This is a genomic window from Kiritimatiella glycovorans, from assembly GCF_001017655.1.
In the GTDB taxonomy this organism is placed as follows: Bacteria; Verrucomicrobiota; Kiritimatiellia; order Kiritimatiellales; family Kiritimatiellaceae; genus Kiritimatiella; species Kiritimatiella glycovorans.
The window spans coordinates 48,079-72,741 of sequence record NZ_CP010904.1; the positions used below are offsets into that span (position 1 = coordinate 48,079).

The following is a 24,663-nucleotide window of genomic DNA, read 5'->3' on the forward strand; positions in this document are numbered from 1 at the left end:
GGGTTACGATTCGCAGGCCTCCAGGGCATGCAGGACTTTAGGCAGATACGTAAACGCGGGACCGCCCTGCATCATCACGGCGGTCTGGGCGGCTTCCATGATTTCTTCGCGGCTTGCGCCGGCTTTGAGGCAGTCCCTCGTATGGAGGTAGATGCAGGGTTCGCAGCGAACCGCCACCCCGATCGCCAGCGCGATCAACTCCTTCTGCTTCTCCGAAAGCGCGCCTTCCGTCATCAGGGCCTTGTGCAGCTGCCCCATGGCGCCCATGGCTTCGGAGGAGGACTCCTTCAGCGCCCCCATATCCTTCTTATAGTCCTGATAGAATTTCTTCACCTCTTCACTCGACATCACCGGGCTCCCTTTCTTCCAGGTGTTGCAAAAACAGTTGCGGACATACGCAATAAACTCGACGCAATTTTATCATGCATGGACCCGAAATCAAGAACCGCCCGAAGGAAATCAGCAGTTCTCATTATGGCCGCATTCCGACCGCGGACGGCGTGGCAGCCGTCCCTCCCGAGTCGATATCCGACGCATTTTCGGGCACTGGGAGGGTCGGGTGCCACCCCGACCGAAAAGGGTGAAGCCATAATGAGAATCGCTGGATGGAAATTGACAGATGTCGATCGGGCAGATATAAACATCGTTATATAACAATATATGAATGTCGCGGACAGAACGGGAGTGTGAGCATGGAAGAGGAGAAACGGGATGCGGCCGCGGAGGTGCTGAAAGCCCTTGCACACCCCGTTCGACTGGGGGTCGTCGAGCTGCTCGGGGAGGGTGAAAAAACGGTGACGGAACTCTACTCCGCGCTCGAATGCAGCCAGCCCCTGATGTCGCATCAGCTGTCCGTGCTTCGGAACCGGGGGCTGATCGAGATTCGCAGGGAGGGCAGTCTCAAGTACTGCTCGTTGCGCGACCGCAGGATCCTGCGGCTTTTTGAATGCCTTAACAGTCATCTCGAGGAAATAACCGAACCGAAGGAAAGGAAGGGTGCACGATGAGCGAGGGACGACGCATCGTAGTGATAGGGGGGTCCGCCGCGGGTCCGAAAGCAGCCGCCCGGGCGCGGCGGGTCGATCAGCATGCCCGGGTGACGATCATCCAGAGGGAACCGGATCTTTCGATGGCCTCCTGCGGCTACCCGTATTACGTGGGGGGCTTTTTCGAGGACCGCAACAAGCTGCTGTGCACGCCGACCGGCGTGGTGCGCGATCCCGTGTTCTTCATGAACACGAAGGGGATCGAGGCGCGCACGAAAACGGAGGCGGTCTCCATTGATCGCGACCGCCGGGTGGTCCGCTGCCGCGACCTCGAGAGCGGCGAGGAAGACGAGGTCCCGTACGACAAACTGGTCATCGCCACGGGCGCCTCGCCGGTGATGCCGCCCGTTCCGGGGACGGATCTTGAGGGGATCACCACGCTTCAGTCGATGCGGGACGCGGACCTGCTCCGCCGGATCCGCGACGAGCGCAAAATCAAAAATGCCGTGGTCGTGGGCGGCGGCCTGATCGGCGTCGAAACCTGTGAGGCGCTGGAGCTGGCGGGCATCCACATCACCGTCGTGGAAATGCTGCCGCAGATCCTGATGTTCCTGGACTGGGAACTCGCCAAGCTGCTTGAAAACCACATGAAAGCCAAGGGCGCCCACGTCATCACGGAAAATCCCGTTTCGGCTTTTCTGGGCGAAGAAGGGAAACTCACGGGCGTGAAGCTCGCCAACGGGACGGAGCTGCCCTGCGAACTCGCTGTGGTGGCCGCCGGCGTGCGCCCGAACGTCGGGCTCGCGGGAGATGCGGGTCTCGACGTGGGCTCCGCCGCGGGCGGCATCGTCGTGAACGGGGAAATGCAGACCAGCGACCCCGACATTTACGCGGCCGGCGATTGCGTCGAAATCCCCAATCTGCTCACCGGCAGGAGTGTTCACGCTCCCTACGGCGACCTCGCCAACCTCCAGGGGCGTGTGGTGGGGACCAACGCGGCGGGGGACGAACACGACACGTTTCCCGGCACCATCCAGACCGGCGTGTGCAAGGTGTTCGATTACGCGGCGGGGGCCACGGGGCTCTCGGAACGCAGCGCGCGCGAAGAGGGATTCGATGTGGAGACCGTGGTTCACGCCGAACCCGACAAGCCCGGATTCATGGGCGCGAAGCTGATCGTGATGAAAATGGTGGCGGAGAAGGGGTCGGGACGCCTCCTCGGGGTGCAGTGCATCGGTCCGGGCGACGTAAGCAAGCGCATCGCGATCGGCGCCATGGCCCTGCACGGGAAGTTGACCGTCGACGACCTCACCGTGGCCGATCTTCCCTATGCTCCGCCCTTCTCGCCGGCCGTGGATAACATCATCGCCTGCGCCCAGACCCTGCAGAACAAGATGGCCGGGCGTCTGCGGGGCATCCCCGCCCGCGAGGTGAAGGGGCGCGTCGACGCCGGCGAAGACCTGTTCATTCTCGATGTGCGCGGGGCGGATGAATATGAGCAGATGCGCCTCGGCATCGGAGAGGTTCTCGTGCCGCTCGGAGCGCTCAGAAAGCGTCTGGACGAATTGCCGCAGGACAGGGCGAAGGAAATCATCTGCTACTGCAAGATCTCGCTGCGCGGCTACGAGGCCGCCCGCCTGCTCGAGGCCCACGGCTGGACGGACGTGAAGGTGATGGAGGGCGGGATTATGGCCTGGCCTTTCGCGCGCGAAAAATGACGCCGCGGAGCGGACACGTCCTTAAAGTTGACGTGCGACCAAACTGTTGTAGCTCTCACGACAGCGGGCTCTGCGGCGACGATAATACACCGTGAAAACCCCGATGGCCGCCAGCCCTATCGTTGCAGGCTCCGGGATCGCGACAAACGGCTCTGACCCCACATTCTCAGCGGATGCCACATAAATCGTATCCTCGCTCCAGTTGTCCGGCTCAAGACTGAGACGCAGCCAGTCCCAGTTTCCGCTTGCCGCGGCCTGAACGGCGTTTGATACATCAATGTACTGCCATCCGCTCTGAGTCGAATCCACGCGCGTAATAAAAGTCCCTCCGGTATCCCCGTATTCGAGCGTACCGTTACCTTGGGCATAATAAAGGGAGAAACCGCTTCCATCCGCATCCGACCCCGCCTGTGTGAGATAGAGATTGAGCGTTCCGGCCAGGTTTTCGTTTGAGGGTCAGCCCGCACATTGCGTCATTTTTCCCTTGGATCTGCAGGATTTTTAGTGGGCGGCAATCTTCACGGATCAGAAGGGCTTCGGCTTAAGATCCTTGCCGGATACATTGTGACGGCTTCGAAATACGCACACTCCAGTTCTTTGAGATGCTTGTCCATATCTTCACCCACCAGGCCGGTCAGTAATCGCTGCACCCGTCCATTGAATATCATCTTATCGATGTGCACACCGTAACTGGAGACGAAGGTGAGGCTGCTGCATGAGGGGTTTCTTTTGCCGCGAAGGAGCGAAGGCTGGTGGCTGAGGAGGGACTTGAACCCCCGACACGTGGATTATGATTCCACTGCTCTGACCACCTGAGCTACTCAGCCTCGAAAATACGGGAGCGGGAATATATTCCCAAAACGCACGGCAACTCAAGATCAATTTCGGGGATGAAGAAGAACGACGCGCGCGATGCGGGGTGTGCGGAGTCGAGGGCGAAATCGATATTCACCGGGGATCTTGCATGACCTGCGGGCGGAGCCCATGGCATGCTGAACCCGTGAACGAACTGGAACATAAACTCAAACAACGGCTCGCAGAACTCGCCCCCGTCCTCGTCGCGTTCAGCGGCGGAGTGGACAGCACGTGGCTGGCCCGGGCGGCCCGCCACGCGCCCGGCGGAGACGGGATGCTCGCGGTCACGGTCGACCTGCCGATGATGCCGCGGCGCGAAGTGGAGGACGCCCGCGAGCTGGCGGAACACCTCGATCTCCCCTATGAACAGGTCGACATGGAAGGTCTGCTTCAGCTGCCCGCGTTTACGGTTCATCCTCCGGGGCGGTGCTACTACTGCAAACGCGCCATCTTTGAACGTCTCAATACCGTGGCGCGCGAGCGGGGATTGGCGACAGTGGTGGAGGGATCGACCTGCGACGACCGCCCGGAAGACCGGCCCGGCCTGCGCGCGCTTCGCGAACTCCATGTGCTCAGCCCGCTCGAAGAGACGGGGTTTACCAAGCAGGACGTCCGCGAGGCATCACGACGACACGGGCTGCCGACGGCGGATAAGCCCGCCTCCCCCTGCCTCGCGACGCGGGTTCCCTTCGGCGAAGCGGTCACGCCCGGGCGTCTGCGGCGTATCGAGGCCGCGGAAACGGCCGTGCGCGAGTGCGGCTTCCGTGAACTCCGCGTCCGCGACGAATGGCCGACGGCCCGCGTGGAGATCGAGCTTCCCGCGGACGAGGTGCAGGCGCGCCGGGCCCTCTGCGCGCAGATCGAGGCCCGCCTTCGCGCCCTCGGCTACCGGGAGGTGAAGTTTGACGCACGCGGCGTACGCAGCGGGCGCTACGCCGATCAGGCCCGCGACGGCGAGGACGGCCATGAACCTGATCCTGATTGAACCCGGTGAGATCGACCCCGAAGGGCGCGCGCAACTCAAAGACGCCCGGGCCGTCCACATCCGGAAGGTGCTCGGGGCGCGGGCGGGACAACGCCTCCGGATCGGACTGATCGACGGCCCGCGCGGAATCGGGACGGTGGAGCGCGCAGAAGAATCGGGCGTGGTTCTCTCGTGCAGCGTTGAAATCGCGCGCCCGCCCCGTCCGCCGGTCGACCTGCTCCTCGCCCTCCCGCGGCCTAAAATCCTCAAGCGCCTGCTCGCCCAGCTCGCCGCCGTCGGTGTGGGGCGGATCATGCTCACCAACGCCGAAAAAGTAGAGCGCTACTACTTTGACAGCCATGTGCTCGACGCGGCGTTCATACGCGCAAGACTCGTGGAAGGCCTCCAGCAGGCGGGCGACACCCGCGTACCGGACGTCTTCATACGCAGGGAGCTGAAGCCGTTTCTCGAAGATGAACTCGATGCGCTCGAACCGGAATCGGTCCGCCTGCTCGCCCATCCGCGCGCGGGCCGCCCCCCGGAGGACGCACTGCGCGCCGCCGACCCCCGCGGCGAGCGCCGCGTGCTGGCCGCACTGGGCCCCGAGGGCGGATGGACCGACTACGAACTCGACATGATCGGACAGCATTCATTTATTCCGGTGACCATGGGACCGCGCACCCTGCGGTCCGACACCGCTGCCATCGCGTTGCACGCAAGGATAAGGGGCCGTATGAGGGAGGCGTGAGATGAGGGCGAGACCTGTGCAGGAGGAGCTGACAGGCGCGTGCTCCGCCTTCAGGTTTTCCAGCTCGACAGGGGGGTTGACAAATCCCCGCAGTTTTCGTAAGTTGTTAAGCGAAAAGGGGAAAAAGGGAGGTGCGCCATGAAGCGACGCCAACATATAGTATACATGATAATCGCGCTCACCATTACTTGTGGTTTCGCCGCAAGTTCGGGTGCTGCCTACGTGATGGGGGTGGACGAGGATAACGAACGCCTCGACCTGTTCAACACGGACGACAACTCCATCACGCCGATCGGATTCGGGTTGCCGGATGAGATTGAGAGTCTGGCATACGCGGGGGGGCCGACCTATTACGGTTTCCAGTCCTACAATGCCTCCCTGCAGAGCCAGCTCTACAAGTTCGATGTGGACGTGGGGCTCTCGGGGTTTTCCTCGACGCCGGTGGGCGGACCGCTCGACATCTCCAACATCGATTCGGCGGCCTATGTGGACGGCAAGCTGTACACGGTCAATAACGTCTCCCGGAAGCTCTACCGCGTGGAGACCGACGGGTCCGGTTTTACCGAGGTCATGGATCTCAGTTCGGAAGGCATTCATTCCAAGGTGGAGGGCATGACCCTCGATCCGTCTTCCGGCAAGCTCTACCTGATGGATTCGGCCTCGGGCGGGGTGATCTATACGATCGACGGTCTGGATACCACGCCGGTACTCGCCGAGCTGGGTGACACCGGGTTCCAGAACGTGGAAGGTCTCGCCTTTGCCGAGGACGGGAATCTGTACGGGATCGCGGACGCCTACGGGGGGAACACGGAGCTTTTCGTGATCAGTCTCGCGGACGGGAGCGGCACTTCGCTTTTCGACGGCTGGGGCAGCGACATCGAAGGTCTCGCCTCGTTCAGCAGCTACCTTATCCCTGAACCGGCGAGTGCGATCGCCTTTCTAACCGTCGTGGTGGTCGGCATCGGAGCGGCGCGGCGCCCCCGCAGGGCCTGCGCCTAGGGGCTGATCCCGGGATCCGGGAGCGGCTTGTAGCCGAGCCGCTCCCGCAGCCGGGCGATGCGCTCTGATTCGCGTATCACGCTCGCGAGGTGCCGGTTGGCATAATCGGTCGGCGGCGGCGGCTGCACCTGCAGTGAGCGGATTTTTGTTCCGCCATCGTCTTTGCCCCAGGACCATTTATGATGCGTCGGGGGATTGTAGCTATTGACCCCCTCTTCCCGTGCAGACCCGATGAAGCTGAACAGGCGTCGGGTTACTTCCTCCGGCTGGACGACGAGGTCTTCGTAGCGGACGGGTATGGTGGCTTCCGGATCGTTTTCCTGCACGTTCAGCAGGTTCTCCGTCACCCGGCACCAGTAGTGTTCGGCGAGCAGAGAATTGAAAAAGGGTTCCGTCCATCCCGAAAGTCGGTGAAAAATCATTTTCCTGAGCGAGCGGACAGTTTCGTAGGCGTCCCGGAACAGGACGATTTTGCGCACTCCCTCGAAACGCGGCAGTTTGGGATAGCTCAGAACCTCATGAAACCAGGCGGGGCGTTTCAGCACCACGACCGGCGCCCCGCTCATATCGCGGATGTCGGCGAGGTGTCTGCGATGCCGGAAGCGCTGGAAGTCGACCTCCGGAAGGTCCGAAACGTCCGGGGCCGTCGCGAGCAGGGCCTTCAGGAGCGTGGAGCCCGAACGCATGGTCGAGAGCACGACCACCACCGAGCGCTCGCGCCGCGTCGCGGGTTCGCGCGCGCGGGCGCGGTCGTCGATCTCCATTTTTTTTCGCACGTGCGGAAGCCTCATGGTCCTCCTCCCGTTGAAACCAGAGAGATAACCATGCCGACCCGGCCTTGACGAACACAAAAAGCCCGCATCCTTTATGCGCCGCATTGAAAAGAAGGGGCGCTTCGGATTATGGTGGCCGCACGGCAGCGGCAGTCCGTTCGGACACCAACCCCCGGGAGCTGAAGTGGCATGATGATGGAATCGTTAATCCCCGTTCCGCCGGTCGCAGACGTCTTTTTCGCTTTTCGCGAGAGTACGCTGCCCGGGCAGGTGATCGTCGCGGTCCTCTTTCTGAGCTCGATCGGCGTCTGGACGGTGATGATCTCGAAGTTTCTGGAGCTGGGGAGAGCGAGGCTGGCCTCCGAACGTTTTCTGAAGGAATTCCGGAGTGAGGCGCACCCCCTCGGTCTCTACATGAAGCGCCGCCGCTATCCTGAAAGCCCGCTGCAGTATGTCTACGAAGCCGGGTGCAAGGCGGTCGGAACCGAACTTCGGGCGCAGGGGGTCAATCCCGACGACCTGTTCATGGGCGGGCTGGAGGTCTCCGAAAAGCGCCACCTGACCCCGCGGCAGTGCGAAGGGGTGCGGGCCGCCGCCGAGCGCACCGTCGCCGACCGCGTCCTCGTACTTGAGAACAATATGGGCACCGTCGCCACCGCCGTCAGCGCCTGCCCCTTTCTCGGCTTGCTCGGTACGGTCTGGGGCGTGATGGACGCCTTCGGCGGAATGGCCACCGCCGGATCCGCGTCGCTCTCCGCCGTGGCCCCCGGCGTCGCCGGCGCCCTGCTCACCACCGTGGTCGGCCTCCTCGTCGCCCTCCCGTCCGCCGTGGGCTACAATATGCTGACCACCCGTATCCGGCGCCTGTCCGTTCAGATGGATAATTTCGCCCAGGAATTCACCGGCTCCGTACAGCGGACGCTGACATCCTAGGAGGACCCGTTCGTGGCTCGTAAAACCAGCCTGGTCTCCCTGAAGGAAATCAGCGAAATCAATATGACCCCGCTGATGGACCTGACCTTCATCCTGCTGATCACCTTCATGATCACGTTTCCGCTGATCGAGGAGGGCATCCCGATCAACCTTCCGCAGGGCCGCGCGGAGGACATGGACGAGCCGCGCAGCCGGTCGATCAGCATCGACGGCCAGCGGCGGCTCTATCTGGACGAGGTGCCGGTCGGACGCGCCGAACTGGCCGCGGAAATGGCGCAGCTCGGTGCGGAAGAGCCGGACACCACCGTCTACCTGCGCGCCGACCGCGAGCTTCCCTACGGTGCCGTAACGGAGGTCCTCACGCTCCTCCGCCGTAACGGAGTGAGCCGCACCGCCCTCGTGCTCAAGGGCAGGGAGGCCGGGGAGTGAAGTCGAACGTGGTCAGGTGGGTCGTACTGGCGCATCTCGCCGTAGTGATGGCCCTGCTGACCGCTCACCTGATCCGGGGTTGTCCGCGCAGGCCGGACCCCGGCGCGCAGGGCATGACCGCCGTCGTGCAGCTCGAGGCCGATCCGGCTATCCTTCCCCGCCCCCGGGAGGTGGAGGAGCTCCCGGCCGACCGCCGCCCCGAACCGGAGCCGCAACCCGAACCGCAGCCGCAGCCGCAACCGGAAAAAACGCCCGCTCCGGAGCCGCAGCCCGAACCGGAGCCGGAAAAGCCGAAGTGGCGGCCGAAGTCGCCGGAAGAGATCCGCAAGAGCGCCAGACGGGTGCGGAAGGATCCCCCCCTTACGCAGCCGCGCCCCCGCATCGATGCCGACGACCTCGAAAAAAAACTGAGCAAGGCGGTGACCGGCGCGGCGACCCGCGGACAGACCGAGGTGCCCGCGAGCTACTTCAACCGCGTGGGCCTGATCATGAGGCGTGCGTGGAATCAGCCCGGCGGGGCGGCGGCGCGCAATGCCGGGGTCGCGGAGGTGCGGTTCCGCGTGCGGCGCGACGGGACGATCGTCTCGCGCGAGCTGGTCGGGAGTTCCGGCAGCGGCGTGGTCGATGCCAGCGTCATAGCCGCCGCGCGCTCCGTATCCAGCTTCCCCCCGGTCCCCGCCTCCGTGCGCGGCTCGGGTGTGATCGACTTCACCATCGAGTTTAAGCTGGAGTGAGGGAAGAAAGCATGGGCGGGAGTCCTTGTCTTGAGACCTGAACCCTGAGACCGCATCGAGGCCGGATTCGGGATGGGGAAGGGCCATGAAGAATATGAGGGTAAGTCCAAATGCTCTTCGCCCTTGACTCCCCCGGTCTATCTGACTAACGTCTTGAGGTTCAGCTTGGCTTTGTCGGGAAAGTGGGTGTCGGCCCACTTTTTTGTTTCCGGGACGGAGCACGTCTTCGTCAGGGAGGTGGATGTTGAACGAACAACTGCAGTCTATGGTGGATTACCTGCAGCGGGAACGCGGTGTGGACCGCGAGATCGTGCTGCAGGCGATCGAGTCCGCGATGGAGAACGCGGCGCGCAAGGACTCCGAATCCGAAGAAGAGGAGTTCCGGATCGAGATCGATCGCAAAACACTGGACATGAAGGCCTTCGCGCAAAAACAGGTCGTTTCTCCGCCGGCCGTTACCGACCGCCAGATCGCGCTCGACGACGCGCGGAAGATCAATCCCGCCGCGCGGATCGGCGAGACGGTCGAGGTGACCGTGCCGACGCGCAAGCTCGGCCGCATCGCGGCGCAGACCGCGCGCCAGACCATCATGCAGAAGCTGCGCCAGGCCGAGAAGGACCGCATCTACGAATTGTTCAAGGACCGGGTCGGCGACATCGTGACGGGCGTGGTCCGTCGTTTCGAGAAGAGCGACGTGTTCATCGAGATCGAGAACGCCGAAGCCGTCATGCCCGGCCGGCAGCGCATCCCCATCGAGGAATACGAGGTGGGGGAGCGGATCCGCGCCCACATCGCCCAGGTCACCAACGAGGCGAGCGGCCCCCGGATCGAGCTTTCGCGCAATCACCCCGATTTCGTCCGGCGGCTCTTTGAACTCGAAGTCTCCGAGATCGCCGACGGGACGGTGGAGATCATGGGGATCGCGCGCGAAGCGGGCTACCGGAGCAAGGTGGCGGTGCTCTGCCACGACGAGCATATCGACCCCGTCGGAGCCTGCGTCGGTATCCGCGGGATGCGCGTGAAAAACATAGTGCGCGAGCTGTCCGGCGAGAAAATTGACATCGTCCGCTGGAGCGATGATATTAAGAAGCTGGTCGCCAATTCTCTGGCCCCGGCCAAGCTCAGTTCGATTGAGATCGACGAGGAGACGCGGACGGTCCGGGTGTTGGTGGATCCGGATCAGCTTTCGCTCGCGATCGGGAAGCGCGGACAGAACGCGCGGCTCACGGCCAAGCTCACGGGATGGCGTGTCGATATCGAGCGCAAGGAGAGCGAAGAGGAGAAGGACTTCGAGCGCAAGATCCAGGAAGCGGTCGAAAGCCTGGCCGCGATCGAAGGCATCGGCTTCGAACGCGCCGAAAAGCTGGTCTCCGCCGGCTTCCTGTCGCAGGAAGGCATTTTGATGGCGGAAATCGGGGACATCGCGGAAGAAGTGGAAGGGATCACGGCCGGGGAAGCCGAAGAGGTGTGGCACGCCGTCGCGGCCGCCCACGAAAAAGAACACGGCGAACTCGAATAGTTTTATGAAAGTAAGCGAACTGGCCAGACAAGCCGAGGTGTCGGCGGAAGAGATGCTGGAGATCCTCTCCGATCTGGGCATCGAGGGCAAGACGGCCGACGATGAACTGACGGACGAGCAGAAGGATCTCGCGCTCGACGATCTCGGCATGCTTCCGGAAGAGGCGGAAGAGACGGAGGATACGCAGGAGGCGCAGGCGGAAACGGAGGCCCCCGCCGAAGCTGAAGACGTCGCCGCGGAGCCGGATGAGGGGGAACAACCGTCCGGAGAAGCTTCGGAGGCCGGACCGGAAGAGTCTTCGGCCGCCGCGGAGTCCGCGCCGGCTGAAGAGGAGTCCCTGAAACCCGACCAGATCCTGCTCACCGGCCCCATCAAGGTGCGCGACTTCGCCGAGCGGCTCGGGGTGCGTCCTAACGTACTTATCGCCGAACTGATGAAGATGAACATCTTCGCGTCGATCACGCAGGGCATCGACGCGAAGGTGGCGCGGGAAATCGCCGAAAAGCGCGGGTTTACGGTTATCCGTGAAAAACCGGGCAAAAAACGCGCGGAAGAGACGCCCGCCGGAAAGCCGAAGAAGACCAGGGAGGGCCGGGAAAAGAAGAAAGGGGCGGACGTCGGCGAGGCCCTGCCCCGTCCGCCGGTGGTGACCTTTCTCGGACACGTGGATCACGGCAAGACTTCACTGCTGGACCGCATCCGCAGCGCCCGCGTGGTCGAGGGCGAATCGGGCGGGATTACGCAGCATATCGGCGCTTATTCGGTGGAAGTCGAGCACGAGGGCAAAACGCATCCGATCACCTTTCTCGACACGCCGGGTCATGCCGCGTTCACTTCGATGCGGGCGCGCGGAGCCAATCTCACCGATATCGCCGTGCTGGTGGTGGCGGCGGACGACGGCGTGATGCCGCAGACGATCGAGGCGATCCAGCACGCCCGGGCCGCGGGCGTCTGTATTGTGGTTGCGATCAACAAGACGGACCTGCCCGGCGCCAGCCCCGACCGCGTCCGCCAGCAGCTCCAGCAGCATGAACTGATGCCCGAGGAGTGGGGCGGCGAGATCGGCTGTGTCGAGGTCAGCGCCGCGACGGGCGAGGGCATGGACCAGCTCCTCGAAAGGCTGGCGCTCGAATCCGAGCTTCTCGAACTCACCGCCCATCCCGCCAATCCGGCCGAAGGATTCGTCATCGAGGCCCGGCTGGAACCGGGGCGCGGACCCGTCGCGAACCTGCTGATCAAAGACGGCACGCTCAAGTCCGGACAGGGCATCCTGTGCGGAACGCAGGCGGGCAAGGTCAAGGCCCTGTTCAACGATCAGGGGCAGGCGATCGGGGAGGCCGGTCCCGCCAGCGCCGTGCAGGTGCTCGGGCTCAACGGCGTTCCGGAAGCCGGGGACATGTTCGACGTCTATAAGAACGAACGCGAGGCGCAGAAAGTCGCCGACGAGCTGGTGGAGGAAGAGTCTGCGGGATCAGGCGCGGGCGAGCAGCAGAAGAAGCTCTCGCTCGAAGACCTGTTCGGCGGCGGCGAAGAGACGAAAGAGCTCCCGCTGGTGGTCAAGGCCGATGTGCAGGGTTCGCTCGAGGCGGTCTGCCAGTCGCTTGAGAATATCAAGAGCGATAAGGTGAAGATCAAATTCATCCTGACCGGTGTGGGCAATGTGACCGGTAACGACGTCATGCTCGCGAGCGCATCGAACGCCATCATCATCGGGTTCCACGTGGGCGTCGAGAGCGGGGTCCGCGGCACGGCGGAACGTGAGGGCGTGGAGGTGCGCCTCTACAGCATCATCTACGAACTCCTCGAACAGGTCGAGGCCGCCATGAAGGGCATGCTCGAGCCCGAGCAGCGCGAGCGCGCCCTCGGCAGGGCCGAGATCCGCCAGATCTTCACCATCGGCAAGCGCGCCCGCGTGGCGGGCTGCCTGGTTTCCGAGGGACGCATTCCCGCCCGCAGCCGTGTCCGCGTCCTGCGGGGCGGCGATGTCGTCTACGAGGGCCGGATCGTCTCGCTCAAGCACTACCAGAACGACGCCTCGGAAATACGCCACGGACAGGAGTGCGGGATCCAGCTCGACAATCCGGACTCCTTCCAGGAAGGCGACATGATCGAGGCCTTCGAAGTGGAACGGATCGCGCCCGAACTCTGATTCGCCGGCGCGGTCGCAACGGCGGTCGGGATACTATGGGTTCGCAACGCATGATCCGGGTCAACGAGCTGCTCAAACGGCAGATCTCGGAAGACCTCTACCATCTCCATAATCCGCCCGTTAAGCCGGGCGAGATCACCGTGACCCGTGTGGACACCAGTGCCGATCTGCGCCAGGCGCGGGTCTATATCTCGGTGATCCAGGGGGAGGAGAAGCGGCAGCAGGCCGTGGACTACCTCAACAAACGTCACGGGGAGCTGCAGCGGCTCGTCATGAAGCGCGTCAGGCTGAAGTATACGCCGCGCTTCGAATTCGAGGCCGATCCCACCCTGGAGGAGGGCGACCGCGTGTTGAAACTGCTGGAAGAAATGGAAGAGTCCGGCGGGTCCAGCCCGCCGGAAAAGCCGGACCCGTTCGACCTGCCGGACGCTTCAGACAGGGGGAACTCATGACTCGCCGGGAACGATCGCGTAAAGGACCGCCGCGCACGGATCCGTGCGAGGGCCTGCTGCTGGTCGATAAGCCCGCGGACTGGACCTCCCACGACGTGGTCGCCAAGGTCCGCAATCATTTCCGGCTTCGTAAGGCAGGTCACGGGGGCACGCTCGATCCGATGGCCACGGGACTGCTGGTACTGCTGATCGGTCGCGGCACCAAACTGGCGCCGTACATGACCGGCGCCGACAAGGAATACGAGGGCGTCATGCTGCTGGGACGGACGACCGACAGCCATGACCGGCAGGGCAAGACCCTGGAGGAGCGGCCGTACGATACCGTTACCCGCGAGGCGCTGGAGAACGAGACGGCGAAATTCATCGGCGAGATCGAGCAGATCCCCCCGATGGTCTCTGCAAAAAAACAGTCCGGCGTTCCCCTCTACAAGCTGGCCCGGAAAGGACAGGAGGTGGAGCGCGAGGCGAGAAGCCTGCGGATCGACCGCTTCGAACTTAAATCGTTCGACCCCCCGCACGTATCCTTTGAGCTGCGGTGTTCCAAGGGCACCTATGTACGGACGCTGGTGCATGACATGGGCGAAGGGCTGGGATGCGGCGCCTGCCTGAACGACCTGCGGCGCCTGGCCTCCGGCTCGCTCCGCGTGGAAGACGCGCACACGCTGGAAACGGTGCTGCAGCACGACCGTCAGAGTCTCCGCGACATCATGATCACGCTCGACCGGCTCGACCCCGAACGGCTGAAGGAAGGATGCTGACCCGGGAGACATCGTTCAGTTCCGCTCCCGGGAACGGGCCGCTCACCTTTGCGGCGGGATGCTTTGACGGAGTTCACCTGGGACACCGCGCCGTTATTGACGCCGCGCGCCGGCGGGCCGGCGAGACGGGCGGCCGGGCGCGCGTGCTGACGTTTACCCCGCATCCGGCCCGGGTGCTCAATCCCAACGCCGCCCCGCCGCTGCTCGACGCCCCCTCCACGCGGATGCGTCTGTTCCGCGAGACGGGCGTGGACGGCGTGGACGAACTGAAGTTCGATCCCGCCTTCGCACGGCTCGGACCCGGAGAGTTCCTCGATCGGCTATGCGCCCGGTGGCCCGCTCTAGAGTCCCTGGCGGTCGGGAGCGACTGGACCTTCGGCCGGCGTGCCGACGGCGATGTGGGCCGCCTGCGAGAGGAGGCCTCGAGCCGCGGGATCCGCGTGATCGCCGTCGAGCCCGTGCTTCATGAAGGAACGCGGATTTCCAGCACACGCATCCGGCGCGAGGTCCGGGAGGGCCGCATGGAGGAGGCCGCGGCCATGCTGGGCCGCCCGTTTGCCATCGCCGGACGCGTCGTGCGGGGCGACGGGCGCGGACGCAGCCTCGGCTATCCCACCGCAAACGTCGAGCCGCGCAACGGCGTCCGCCCGCCGCCCGGCATCTATGCCGGTCGCGCGTGCCTCGGGCACACCCTCCGGCCCGCCGCCGTCTACCTCGGCAGCCGGCGCACGTTCCATCGTAACGGCGGGCGGGTGATGGAGGTCCACCTCCTCGAAGACCGGCCCGACCTTTACGATACGGAGCTGGAGACCGAACTTATCCGCAGGATTCGCGACGACGCACGGTTCGAGTCCCCGCAGGCTCTCCAGCGGCGTATCGCGCGGGATCTCGACGAAATCCGCGCCGTGCTGGGCTGAGCGCTCCGGTATCGTTTTTGAAACGTCCGCTCAAATCTGGGACACTTATTTTCAGCGAGAAAAGGAGTACTCCCATGTCCCGGAATAAACACGAACTCGAATCCGCAGACCTTCGCCGCGTATGTGATACAGCCCACCTTTCATTCGAGACCACCGCCGATCTCGATCCGCTTGAGGGCGTCGTGGGCCAGGAGCGCGCGCTGCGTTCCGTGTCGTTCGGGATCGATATCAGAAGTCCCGGCTATCACATGTTCGCGATGGGTCCCGTCGGCACCGGCAAGACGACCACGATCAGGAAGTTCCTGGAGAACGATGCGTCCGGCCAGGAGCCGCCCGGCGACTGGATGTACGTCAATAATTTCGAGGATCCTGATCGACCGCGGACGCTCAGCCTGCCGGCGGGCCGCGGGCGGGAGTTCAAGGACGACATGGACGAGCTGGTGCACGAACTCCGCTCCGAGGTTCCCCAGGCTTTCGAGAAGGATGAGTACCGGAAGGAGCAGGAGCGGCTTCAGCAGGAGTTCGAGCAGAAGCGCAAACAGCTCTTTGAGGCACTGGAAAAAGAGGCGCAACAGCGCAACTTCCGGATCGTCCAGTCCGCGCAGGGAATCGTCCTGTCGCCGGTAAAAGACGGAGAAACGCTCAGTCCGGAGCAGATCAGCAATCTCGACGAGCAGACGCAGGAGCAGATCAGGTCTGCGAGGGAGGAGCTGCAGGGCAAGCTGCGCGACACGATGCGTGAGGCGCAGAAGCTTCAGCAGCAGGCCAGAGAAAAGATCAGGGAACTTGACCGGCAGGTGGTCGGTTCCGCGGTCGGACACCGGATCGACCAACTCAAGGAACAGTACGCCGATTTCGAGCACATCAGCGAATTTCTCGACGAGGTGCGCGACCATATTCTCAAGAACGTCGACGCGTTCAAACAGCTCAAGCAGATGGAGCAGATGAACCCGCAGCAGCGCGCGATGCAGGCGATGATGCAGGGCGGCGGGAAGACGCCGGATTTCAGCGAATACCGCATCAATCTCCTGGTCGACAACAGCGCGCGCGAGGGCGCGCCCGTGGTGCTTGAGCTCAACCCCAGCCATCCCAACCTGATCGGGCGTATCGAGCATACCTCGCAGTTCGGGGCGCTGGTGACCGACTTCAGCATGATCAAGGCCGGTGCGCTGCACCGCGCGAACGGAGGGTATCTCATGGTCGAGGCGATCGACGTCCTGACGCGCCCCTTCGCCTGGCAGTCGCTGAAGCAGGCCATCAAGAACGGCGAGATTCATATCGAGTCGCTGGGCGAGCAGTTCAGCGCCATGACGACGCGCTCGCTGAAGCCCGAACCCGTACCGCTGAACCTCAAGGTTATCATGGTCGGCGATCCGATGATTTATCAGCTTCTGTACCAGCTCGACCGCGACTTCCAGGAGCTGTTCAAGGTCAAGGCCGACTTCGCGACCGATATGGAATGGGACGACCAGGCATGCGAGAGTTATGCGCGTTTCGTCGCCACCATCTGCCGGGAAGAACACCTGCGTCACTTCGATCCCTCCGGAGTGGCGAAAGTAGTGGAGCGCGGCTCGCGTCTGTGCAGTCATCAACGGAAAGTGGCCACAAAGTTCGGCGATGTGGTCGACCTGATCCGCCAGAGCAGTTACTGGGCGGGCCGTAACGGGAGCGATACGGTGTCCGGTGAGGACGTGCGCCGGGCCGTCGATGAGATGATCTACCGTTCAAACCGCATCGAGGAGCGGTTGCGTGAACTGATCGAGGACGAGACGATCCTGATCGATACGGAAGGCCGCGCTCCGGGGCAGGTCAACGGCCTCGGTGTGATTATGCTGGGCGACTACATGTTCGGGAAACCCTCGCGCATCACGGCCCGCGCCTGGCCCGGCAAATCCGGTGTGGTCAGCATCGATCGCGAAACTGAACTCGGGGGGAAAATCCACAACAAGGGCGCGATGATCCTCAGCGGGTACCTGGGCGGAAAATACGCGGACGACATGCCCCTTACCCTGGCGGCAAGCATTACGTTCGAGCAGTCGTATGAAGGCATCGATGGCGACAGCGCGAGTTCGACGGAACTCTATGCGCTGCTGTCTGAACTTTCGGGCTTCCCCCTCCGCCAGGATCTCGCCGTTACGGGTTCGGTCAATCAGCGGGGGCGGATCCAGGCCATCGGCGGGGTCAACGAGAAGATCGAGGGCTTTTACGATGTCTGCCGGTTAAAGGATCCGGCCGGCAGTCAGGGTGTGCTGATCCCGGAAAGCAATGTCAAACACCTGATGTTGCGGGAGGACGTGGTCGAAGCGGTCGGACGCGGCGAGTTCCACATCTATCCGGTGTCGACGATCGATGAAGGCATCGCCATCCTTACGGGAAAAGAGGCGGGCGAAAAGCACGAGGACGGATCATGGCCGAAAGATACGGTCAATGGCGCTGTGTATGCGCGGCTGCGTGAACTCGCACAGAAGATAAAAAACTTCGCAAGCGGCGAAGGCTGAGAGAGAAGCCGGGGCGGGTACCGCCATATCTTCACCCCGTCGCCAGCATGATCATGGCGGCAACGTAGATCACCAGCACCAGCACGCTCTCGAAGCCGATATTGCCGATGCCGCGCTTCTCGCGGCGCAGGAGTCCAAGCAGCAGCACCCCGGTCATCAGGATCGTCACCGAAATCAGCAGGGCGTGGCGGCTCGTCATCGCGGCATAGATCGCGCCGGGGCGGAACGCCATGTCGGCGCCGGCAAGGAAAAGCATGTCGAAGCTGTTGCCGCCGATGATATTGCCCACCGCCAGGGTGAGTGCGCCGCGTCGCACGGCGGCCACGGACGTGATCAGCTCGGGAAGCGAGGTGACGACGGCGGTCAGCAGGGCACCGACGAACGTTTCCGAGAGGCCGGTCCGCTCTGAGATTTCCACTCCGGTGCGCATAATGAGCATGCCCGCCAGAAGCAGGACGGCGGCGCAGACGGAAAACTCGATCCAGAGACGTCGTTTCGTGCGCGATGTCGCCCCGGCCCCGCCCGGGTCTTCCCGTGTCTCTTCGGTACGCCGTGCGCGCCACATCGGCTGGCGTCGGCCGCGCATGACGACGCGCATTCCGAACAGGTAGGCGGCCGCCAGGATGATCGAGCCCGGGTGCACCCCGGCGATGGAACTTTGCGGCGCGGAACGGAACACCAGCGGAAGCGCCAGTAGCACAATCAGCAGCGCCCCCTGGAGAAGATTCTCCAGGGAGGCCGCGGCGTGCTCAAGATTGACCCCGCGGTAGACGGCATCCGCGACGGCCAGGAAAAAGGTCTGGACCGCAATGCCGCCGATCGCGTTGCTGATCGCGAGATCCGGGTGCCCGCCGGCCGCCGCGGCCACAGACGTCACCAGGCCGGAAAGGGACGTGCTTCCGCCCAGCAAAACCGCCCCGAATATCGCCTCTCCCCATCCCGTCACATCGGCCAGCCGGTCGGCGGTGCCGGATATGCGCGTGCCCGTGACGGCGATCGCCGCGCCCGCGCCGGCGAAGAGCAGCACGATCGCTTCCATCGGCCACTGGGCAACGTTCAGCATCTCCGGACCTCCGTAGGGTTCAACTATGAGCATTGTACAGAAGCCTCGTCCGGAGCGAAATCGCTAACGGGATCGGGATTGACCATGAAGGGCACGAAGAGCATGAAGGTTGGCTGAGGGGCTGAACATAATTCGTACTCGTACACGTACGCATACACGGAGCGCCGAAGGCGCGATCCCACTCCCCCCCCTGTTCAAGGAAATCGAGTACGAGTATCGCTTCGCTGAGTACACGTACGTTGTGACGCCAGCGGATTACCCGTCGCTCACCGCAAAATTTACGCGGAACCCAAAAGCCGGGGAATGTGCCGTTCCGGAGATTTATTTGGACACCGGCGGATGGAGTCTTATACTGGAGCCCCGTAATGTGCGGCAGCGAAATCTTTGAACTCCGGAAGGATGCATGACGAAATACGTTTTCATTACGGGAGGGGTGGTATCCAGTCTCGGCAAGGGCATTACGGCGGCCTCCATCGGCCGCCTTCTCATTAATCGCGGATTGAGCATCCGCATGGTAAAGGTCGATCCGTATCTCAATATCGATCCGGGGACGATGAGTCCGTACCAGCACGGCGAGGTCTATGTGACCGAAGACGGTGCGGAGACCGATCTCGACCTCGGCCATTACGAGCGCTACACCGGACAGCCCACCTCGCAGAAGAGCAACATCACCGCCGGCCGCGTCTACTGGGAGGTGCTGCAGAAGGAGCGGCGCGGGGATTTCCTCGGCGGCACGGTGCAGATGATTCCGCACATCTCCAACGAGATCAAACGCCAGATCCGTTCGCTGGAGGAAGAGGAGCCCGACGTCGTGCTGGTCGAACTGGGCGGGACGGTCGGCGATATCGAGGGGCTGATCTTTCTCGAGGCGTTGCGCCAGCTCGGTCTCGAAGTGGGCCGCGAAAACTCCCTCTTTCTTCACCTCACCTACGTGCCATTCATTCACGCCGCGCAGGAGGTCAAGACCAAGCCGACCCAGCAGAGCGTAGCGAAACTGCGCGAGATCGGAATCATTCCGCACGTACTCGTATGCCGCACCGAGGTCGATCTCAACGAAGAGGTGATGACCAAGCTCGCCCTTTTCTGCAACGTTCCCCGCGAGTGCGTGCTCATGGAACGCGACGTCGAGCACTCCATTTACGAGGTTCCGCTGATGCTCGCCGAGCAGGGCCTGGACGAGATTATCCTCAATCATTTCCGTGTCGCGCGGCCTACGAAGAGGCTCACCGACTGGGAGCGGCTCATCCAGGTGATCCGGCAGCCGGAAGGTCACGTGAGGATAGGGGTTACCGGCAAATATTCCGAGCTGCAGGATGCCTATAAATCGATCTACGAGGCCCTCGACCACGGGGCGTTCGCCGCGGGTTACGCCGTCGATCTGGTAAAAATCGCCGCCGAGGATTTCGAGGAGGACGAAGACAGCCTGACGATCCTCGACAGTCTCGACGGCATCCTCGTCCCGGGCGGGTTCGGTTCGCGCGGCGTGGAGGGCAAGATCCGGGCCGTCCGTTACGCCCGGGAAAACGGCATCCCGTTTCTAGGCATCTGCCTCGGATTGCAGTGCGCCGTCATCGAATACGCCCGCCACGTCTGCGGACTTCCCGAGGCGCACACCACCGAGTTCGGGGACGAGACCCCCGACCCGGTCATCTGCCTGATGGAGGAGCAGAAATCGGTCAAAAACATGGGCGGGACCATGCGGCTGGGCGCCTGTCCCTGCCGCATTACCAAGGGAACCCGCACCCATGCCGCGTACGGTCGTGAAAAGGTTTCCGAGCGTCACCGCCACCGCTATGAGGTCAACAACGATTACCGCGAGAGTCTGGAGAAGGGCGGCCTCACGCTGTCCGGCATCAATACGGAACTTGATCTGGTCGAGATGGTCGAGCTGGAGGATCACCCGTGGTTCGTCGCGACCCAGGCCCACCCCGAGTTCAAGTCCCAGCCCATTCGCCCGCATCCGCTCTTCAGGGATTTCATCGCTGCCGCGATCGAATACGGCCGCGCAACAAAAGCGTAGAGACCGCGGTTCAGGCCAGGCGTTCCTTTCGCCGAGCGGATCCCCGTCGGCGTGTCCTCCTGAGTTCCCCGTCGGGGCACTCAGGATAATATCGTACTCGTACTCGTACTCGATTTTCTGATTCCTCCCGCCTCAACCGACCTTCATGCTCTTCATGTCCTTCATGGTCTATCCCACTCCCTCTTACTCTGACCCTGACTCTGACTCTTACTCTGACTCTGATTCTGATTCTGACTCTGATTCCACTCCTGCATCCCACAAACCACAATATGTACAGGGGTTTTCAGGCAATGTTGAGGTCAGGCGCGGGAGCCGCGGTTCAGGCCAGGCGTTCGAGGTCGGCGGGCGTGAGGCCTTCCAGCGTATCGACGGTCCAGTCGGCCGAGAGGTCGGCGGGATTCACGTAGGGCGTACGGACGGCCAGCACCCGCAGCCCGCTCCCTTTCGCCGAGCGGATCCCCGTCGGCGTGTCCTCGATCGCCACGCCCGTCTCCGGTTCGCCGCACGCGTGGGGATGACGCGCCCGCAGGCCGTCCCACGCGCGGCGGTACGATTCCGGGTCCGGTTTGCTGACCTCGACATCGTCGGCGGTCACCATCACTTCGAACGCGCCGGTGAGCTCCAGCCGCGCGAGGATGGGATCGATGTCGCGGCGCAGTGCGCCGCTGCACAGCGCCAGCGGCATCGCGTGTTCGTGGACGGCGCGGATCAGTTCGACGGCGCCGGGACAGGGATGGACGTCGCCTTCGTGCACTTTGCGCTCGAACGCCTCGGCCTTGAGGCGGATCAGTTCCCGCATCCGGGATTCGTCCAGGTCCCGGCCCGCGCGGCGGAAAAACGTGCGCAGTGCGTCGCGGTCGTCGAAGCCGATGTAATCCGCGGCGTACTCCTCCCAGCTGACCGGAATGCCTTCCGGTGCGAGCACCTCGCAGAAAGCCGCGTGGTGCAGCGGCTCGCTGTCCACGATCACTCCGTCGAAGTCCATCACGATTCCCGTCGGCATGAGCCGTCTCCCTCCGGTTTGCCGGCTGCGTTAGGGTCCGGGCGGGAAAGTGTCCCCCATTTTGCGGTGCGGTGCAATAGTGTGAGTCCGGCAAGCCGGAGACGATGTATGCCGCCCGGGGACCTATCTGCGCAGGGCGCCGGCTCAGCGGCCTCGATATCTGGTGCGACGGCGCGGGAACCGGGGGCTCAACCCAGCGGCTTCGCGACGCGGTCGCCTGCCGCGGTCAGCTCCATGTCCTCGCCGCAGAGCTTCAACGACATCGGCTCGCCTTCCAGCAGGGTCACGCCCGCTTCATTCCGGGAGACATTTATCTTCAGTCGGCGGCCTTTCCAGGTGACCGGGAATGCAAGGCCTTCCCATGCATCCGGGAGGACGGGATTGAATTCGAGTCCGCCGGGGTAGTCGCGCATCCCGCCGAACCCGTGGACCACGGTCATCCAGCAGCCGCCGAGGCAGGCGGAGTGCACGCCGCCGGCGGTATTGTTTTTGAAATCGTGGATGTCCATCAGCGCCGTCTGGCGGAAGAAGCCGTAGGCGTCCTCGATGTCCCCGATCTCGCAGGCAAGGATATTGTGCATGCAGGGGGAGAGGGAGGATCCGTGATTGGTGCGCGGTTCGTAGAAGCGGTAGTTGCGTTCCTTGAGTTCCCGGCTGAACCGGTGGCCCTGCGTGAACATCAGCATCACCGTATCCGCCTGTTTGATGACCTGCATGCGCCAGAGGTTCAGCGGGTGGTGGTGCGACCGGATGTCGGTGTTTTTCGGTACGAGGTCCATATCCACAGGATCCAGCTCAAGAAAACAGTCGTCCTGCGGCGTAATTCCGAGTTCGTCGTCGTAGGGCACATACATCCTTTCCGCCGCCCGGCGCCAGCGCCCGACTTCCTCCTCATCCAGACCGATCCTTGCGCGCAGAGCTTCGAGGGCCTGCGGCGCGTCCCGCTCCATGCGGGCGTACACCTCGCAGGCGTATTCGAACATCCAGCGTGTCATCACGTTCGTATAGGCGTTATTGTTGACCCCGCAGCCGTACTCGTCCGGGCCGCAGACGACATTGAGACAGAACCGCCCGCCCTTATGATCCACGTAACAACCGCGGTCCTCCATGAATCGTGAGACTTCAAAAAGGATTTCCGCTCCCTTTTCGAACAGGAACGCGTCGTCGCCGGTCATCCGGTCGTACAGTCCGATGGCGCAGGCGATATCGGCGACCAGGTGATACTGGGCCGTGGCGGCTTCGAATACGTGTCCGCACTCTTCGCCCTTGACCGAGTTCCATGAAAAAAGCGCGCCTTTGCCTTCCATCTCGCGGGCGCGTTCGCGGGCCTTGTCGAGAATGCTGTAGCGGTACTCGAGCAGCGGCCGTACGCTCTCCGGCTGGGTGTAGACGAAGGCCGGCACCATGTACATTTCGGTGTCCCAGAACACGTGCCCGGAATACTGGTCGCCCGAGAGCCCGTTGGCGCTGATGCTGCGGTTGCCCCGCTCCGGGTTGCCCTGGCGGAGGTGGAAGAGATTGAAGCGGACCGCCTGCTGGTCCTGCACGGGGCCGTCGATCTCCAGGTCCGCGTCCCTCCAGAACCGGGCCCAGAATGACTCCTGTTCCCGCCGCAGTTCTTCGTAGCCCGCCTTTCGTGCCGAGGCGACCTCCTCCACGGCGCGCGGTTTGATGTCATCCTCCGGGCCGTCCATGGTGGACCACACGCCGAAGATCTTGTCGAGCGTCGCCCCCGTCTCCGCCGTATAGCGAAATACAAAATCGCTTCCCTCGAGGCTTCTTTCCCCCTCCGGCGAGTGGGCCTGTGCCACGGCTGCGGCGTCGTCCGAGGTGACGAGCTCCTGCACGGCGACCTCGATGCCGTCTTCTTCGCCGGTTTCACGGACGCGGACCTGTTCACCGCCCATCACCCGGCTCGGCACGAGCAGGCGGGTGCGTGAGGTCAGTGAAAGCCGCGTGCCCTGCGGGGCCTTTACGGAATACCGCAGGGCGCCGATCTGGCGGCGGACCATCGACACCAGCCGTTCCGTGTGAACTTCCACTTCCGTGCCGGCCGTCGTGGTCCAGATAAAGGAGCGCTCGACGATGCCGCGCTTCAGATCGAGCCGGCGGCAATGGTCGCGAACCGTCGAGGAGGCGATGCTGAATCGTTCGCCGTCGACTTCGAGATCGATGTTGACCCAGTCGCACATGTTGAGGATCGCGTGCCGGTATTCGGGGAATCCGGGCATCTTCCAGATGTGGTGGTACGGCTCGTAGCCGCACAGCCCGTTGACGAGGGTCGCCGGGTAGGCGTCGTAGCCCGGTTCGCTCTCTTCGAAGGTTCCGCGCACGCCGAAGACACCGTTGGTCAGCGCGAGGGCCGTCTCCCAGTAGGGGCAGCGGTCGGGCCGCACTTCGTCCTCGGTCAGACTCCACGGTTCGGCGGGCACGGACCGGACGCGGCCCGCATCGAGGAGGGCCTGCACATCGATCCGCGCGTAATCCTCCACGGTCTCGCCGGCCGAGGGCAGCCGTTCCCGCGGGCCGACGCCGACGCACTTCATGCCCGCGGCGCGGGCGGCCTCGACCCCCGATTCGGCATCCTCGAACACGAGGCAATGATAGGGATGCATGTTCACGCGTTCGGCCCCCAGCAGAAAAATGTCGGGGGCCGGCTTGGGGTTTTCGATGTCGTGTCCGGTGACGACCGCGTCGAAATACTCGCCGATCCCGAGCGCATCGAGCACCGTCTGCGCATTTTTACTCGAAGAGCAGCAGGCCGTGCGCGTGCCCTCGGCCCTGAGGCGCCGGAGCAGATCAAGGGCGCCGGGATAGAGATCCTCCTCGTTGATCTCCTTGAGCAGCTCCCTGTAATACTCGTTCTTTACGTCGGCCAGCCGCTCCTTCTCCTCCTGCGGCAGCTCCACATGGTTGTGGTCGAGGATGACCTGCAGCGAGGCCAGGCGCGGCACGCCGCGACAGCGGTGATTGATCTCCTCGTCGAATGCCCACCCCTTTTCGTCGGCGAGCTTCTTCCAGCCGAGATAGTGATACTTGTCCGTGAACACCACCACGCCGTCGAGATCGAATAAAACCGCCCGTATCTGATGTGCCATCGCTGCTTCCTTTCAGTCGCGTGATTCGTAAATTGATGAATAGTTCA

The 24,663-nt window shown here is 63.3% G+C and carries 21 protein-coding genes and 1 tRNA gene; 15 read left to right on the forward strand and 7 right to left on the reverse strand.

Going from position 1 to position 24,663, the window contains the following annotated elements:
* Nucleotides 1–3: 3 nt before the first annotated feature.
* On the reverse strand, nt 4–348 hold the full coding sequence (locus L21SP4_RS00255; RefSeq protein WP_074041296.1) for a carboxymuconolactone decarboxylase family protein: 345 nt from the start codon (nt 346–348) through the stop codon (nt 4–6).
* Nucleotides 349–692: 344 nt separating this feature from the next.
* On the opposite strand from L21SP4_RS00255, the gene L21SP4_RS00260 reads away from it, so the two are divergent.
* Nucleotides 693–1,007 (forward strand): ArsR/SmtB family transcription factor, encoded by a 315-nt coding sequence (locus L21SP4_RS00260; protein ID WP_052880783.1) that lies wholly within the window; start codon nt 693–695, stop codon nt 1,005–1,007.
* Nucleotides 1,004–2,704 (forward strand): FAD-dependent oxidoreductase, encoded by a 1,701-nt coding sequence (locus tag L21SP4_RS00265; RefSeq protein WP_052880784.1) that lies wholly within the window; start codon nt 1,004–1,006, stop codon nt 2,702–2,704. Before L21SP4_RS00260 ends, L21SP4_RS00265 begins: the two co-directional genes overlap by 4 nt.
* A 21-nt stretch (nt 2,705–2,725) precedes the next feature.
* Here the strand turns inward: L21SP4_RS00265 and L21SP4_RS13430 are convergent, their stop codons facing one another.
* A complete protein-coding gene (locus tag L21SP4_RS13430; protein ID WP_074041299.1) occupies nt 2,726–3,013 on the reverse strand; it encodes a PEP-CTERM sorting domain-containing protein in 288 nt (95 codons plus the stop codon).
* A gap of 441 nt (nt 3,014–3,454) precedes the next feature.
* Nucleotides 3,455–3,531 (reverse strand) — tRNA-Met (locus L21SP4_RS00270).
* A gap of 173 nt (nt 3,532–3,704) precedes the next feature.
* Here L21SP4_RS00270 and larE point away from each other — a divergent pair.
* The 3 genes from larE (at nt 3,705) to L21SP4_RS00285 (ending at nt 6,270) form a co-directional block, all read left to right on the forward strand.
* Nucleotides 3,705–4,544, forward strand: coding sequence for an ATP-dependent sacrificial sulfur transferase LarE (gene larE, locus L21SP4_RS00275; protein WP_052880785.1), 840 nt, complete (start codon nt 3,705–3,707; stop codon nt 4,542–4,544).
* On the forward strand, nt 4,525–5,271 hold the full coding sequence (locus L21SP4_RS00280) for a 16S rRNA (uracil(1498)-N(3))-methyltransferase (protein ID WP_052880786.1): 747 nt from the start codon (nt 4,525–4,527) through the stop codon (nt 5,269–5,271). The genes larE and L21SP4_RS00280 overlap by 20 nt, the downstream gene beginning before the upstream one ends.
* A gap of 138 nt (nt 5,272–5,409) precedes the next feature.
* Nucleotides 5,410–6,270, forward strand: coding sequence for an NHL repeat-containing protein (locus tag L21SP4_RS00285; protein WP_144413695.1), 861 nt, complete (start codon nt 5,410–5,412; stop codon nt 6,268–6,270).
* Here the strand turns inward: L21SP4_RS00285 and L21SP4_RS00290 are convergent.
* Nucleotides 6,267–7,061: a sulfotransferase family protein gene (locus L21SP4_RS00290; protein ID WP_052880788.1), complete on the reverse strand. Its 795-nt coding sequence runs from the start codon at nt 7,059–7,061 to the stop codon at nt 6,267–6,269. The two genes, L21SP4_RS00285 and L21SP4_RS00290, sit on opposite strands and share 4 nt — an antisense overlap.
* Before the next feature lie 171 nt (nt 7,062–7,232).
* Between L21SP4_RS00290 and L21SP4_RS00295 the strand changes: the two genes are divergently transcribed.
* The 9 genes from L21SP4_RS00295 to L21SP4_RS00335 all read left to right on the forward strand — a co-directional run bounded on the left by L21SP4_RS00295 (nt 7,233) and on the right by L21SP4_RS00335 (nt 17,432).
* Complete coding sequence (locus L21SP4_RS00295) at nt 7,233–7,976, forward strand: MotA/TolQ/ExbB proton channel family protein (protein WP_052880789.1); 744 nt, start codon at nt 7,233–7,235, stop codon at nt 7,974–7,976.
* 12 nt (nt 7,977–7,988) lie between these two features.
* Nucleotides 7,989–8,405, forward strand: coding sequence for an ExbD/TolR family protein (locus L21SP4_RS00300; RefSeq protein WP_074041302.1), 417 nt, complete (start codon nt 7,989–7,991; stop codon nt 8,403–8,405).
* Nucleotides 8,402–9,139 carry an energy transducer TonB gene (locus tag L21SP4_RS13030; RefSeq protein WP_052880790.1) on the forward strand — a complete coding sequence of 246 codons (738 nt, stop codon included), beginning with the start codon at nt 8,402–8,404 and terminating at the stop codon, nt 9,137–9,139. The genes L21SP4_RS00300 and L21SP4_RS13030 overlap by 4 nt, the downstream gene beginning before the upstream one ends.
* 241 nt (nt 9,140–9,380) lie before the next feature.
* Nucleotides 9,381–10,658 carry a transcription termination factor NusA gene (nusA, locus tag L21SP4_RS00310; protein WP_052880791.1) on the forward strand — a complete coding sequence of 426 codons (1,278 nt, stop codon included), beginning with the start codon at nt 9,381–9,383 and terminating at the stop codon, nt 10,656–10,658.
* A gap of 4 nt (nt 10,659–10,662) precedes the next feature.
* Nucleotides 10,663–12,807 (forward strand): translation initiation factor IF-2, encoded by a 2,145-nt coding sequence (gene infB / locus L21SP4_RS00315; RefSeq protein WP_052880792.1) that lies wholly within the window; start codon nt 10,663–10,665, stop codon nt 12,805–12,807.
* A gap of 35 nt (nt 12,808–12,842) precedes the next feature.
* Nucleotides 12,843–13,259 (forward strand): 30S ribosome-binding factor RbfA, encoded by a 417-nt coding sequence (rbfA, locus tag L21SP4_RS00320; protein ID WP_082116403.1) that lies wholly within the window; start codon nt 12,843–12,845, stop codon nt 13,257–13,259.
* A complete protein-coding gene (gene truB, locus L21SP4_RS00325; protein ID WP_052880794.1) occupies nt 13,256–14,017 on the forward strand; it encodes a tRNA pseudouridine(55) synthase TruB in 762 nt (253 codons plus the stop codon). The genes rbfA and truB overlap by 4 nt, the downstream gene beginning before the upstream one ends.
* Complete coding sequence (ribF, locus tag L21SP4_RS00330) at nt 14,011–14,934, forward strand: riboflavin biosynthesis protein RibF (protein ID WP_052880795.1); 924 nt, start codon at nt 14,011–14,013, stop codon at nt 14,932–14,934. Before truB ends, ribF begins: the two co-directional genes overlap by 7 nt.
* A gap of 74 nt (nt 14,935–15,008) precedes the next feature.
* The gene (locus tag L21SP4_RS00335; RefSeq protein WP_052880796.1) at nt 15,009–17,432 is read left to right on the forward strand and encodes an AAA family ATPase; all 2,424 of its coding nucleotides are present in this window, start codon (nt 15,009–15,011) and stop codon (nt 17,430–17,432) included.
* A gap of 31 nt (nt 17,433–17,463) precedes the next feature.
* Here L21SP4_RS00335 and L21SP4_RS00340 read toward each other — a convergent pair whose 3' ends face one another.
* Nucleotides 17,464–18,495, reverse strand: a complete 1,032-nt coding sequence (locus L21SP4_RS00340) for a sodium:calcium antiporter (protein ID WP_201774645.1) — start codon at nt 18,493–18,495, stop codon at nt 17,464–17,466.
* Nucleotides 18,496–18,898: 403 nt separating this feature from the next.
* Between L21SP4_RS00340 and L21SP4_RS00345 the strand changes: the two genes are divergently transcribed.
* On the forward strand, nt 18,899–20,515 hold the full coding sequence (locus tag L21SP4_RS00345; protein WP_052880797.1) for a CTP synthase: 1,617 nt from the start codon (nt 18,899–18,901) through the stop codon (nt 20,513–20,515).
* 319 nt (nt 20,516–20,834) lie between these two features.
* On the opposite strand, the gene L21SP4_RS00350 is transcribed toward L21SP4_RS00345, so the two are convergent.
* Nucleotides 20,835–21,518 (reverse strand): HAD family hydrolase, encoded by a 684-nt coding sequence (locus tag L21SP4_RS00350; RefSeq protein ID WP_052880798.1) that lies wholly within the window; start codon nt 21,516–21,518, stop codon nt 20,835–20,837.
* Between the two features lie 188 nt (nt 21,519–21,706).
* A complete protein-coding gene (gene pgmB / locus L21SP4_RS00355) occupies nt 21,707–24,616 on the reverse strand; it encodes a beta-phosphoglucomutase (RefSeq protein WP_052880799.1) in 2,910 nt (969 codons plus the stop codon).
* Nucleotides 24,617–24,663: the final 47 nt, after the last annotated feature.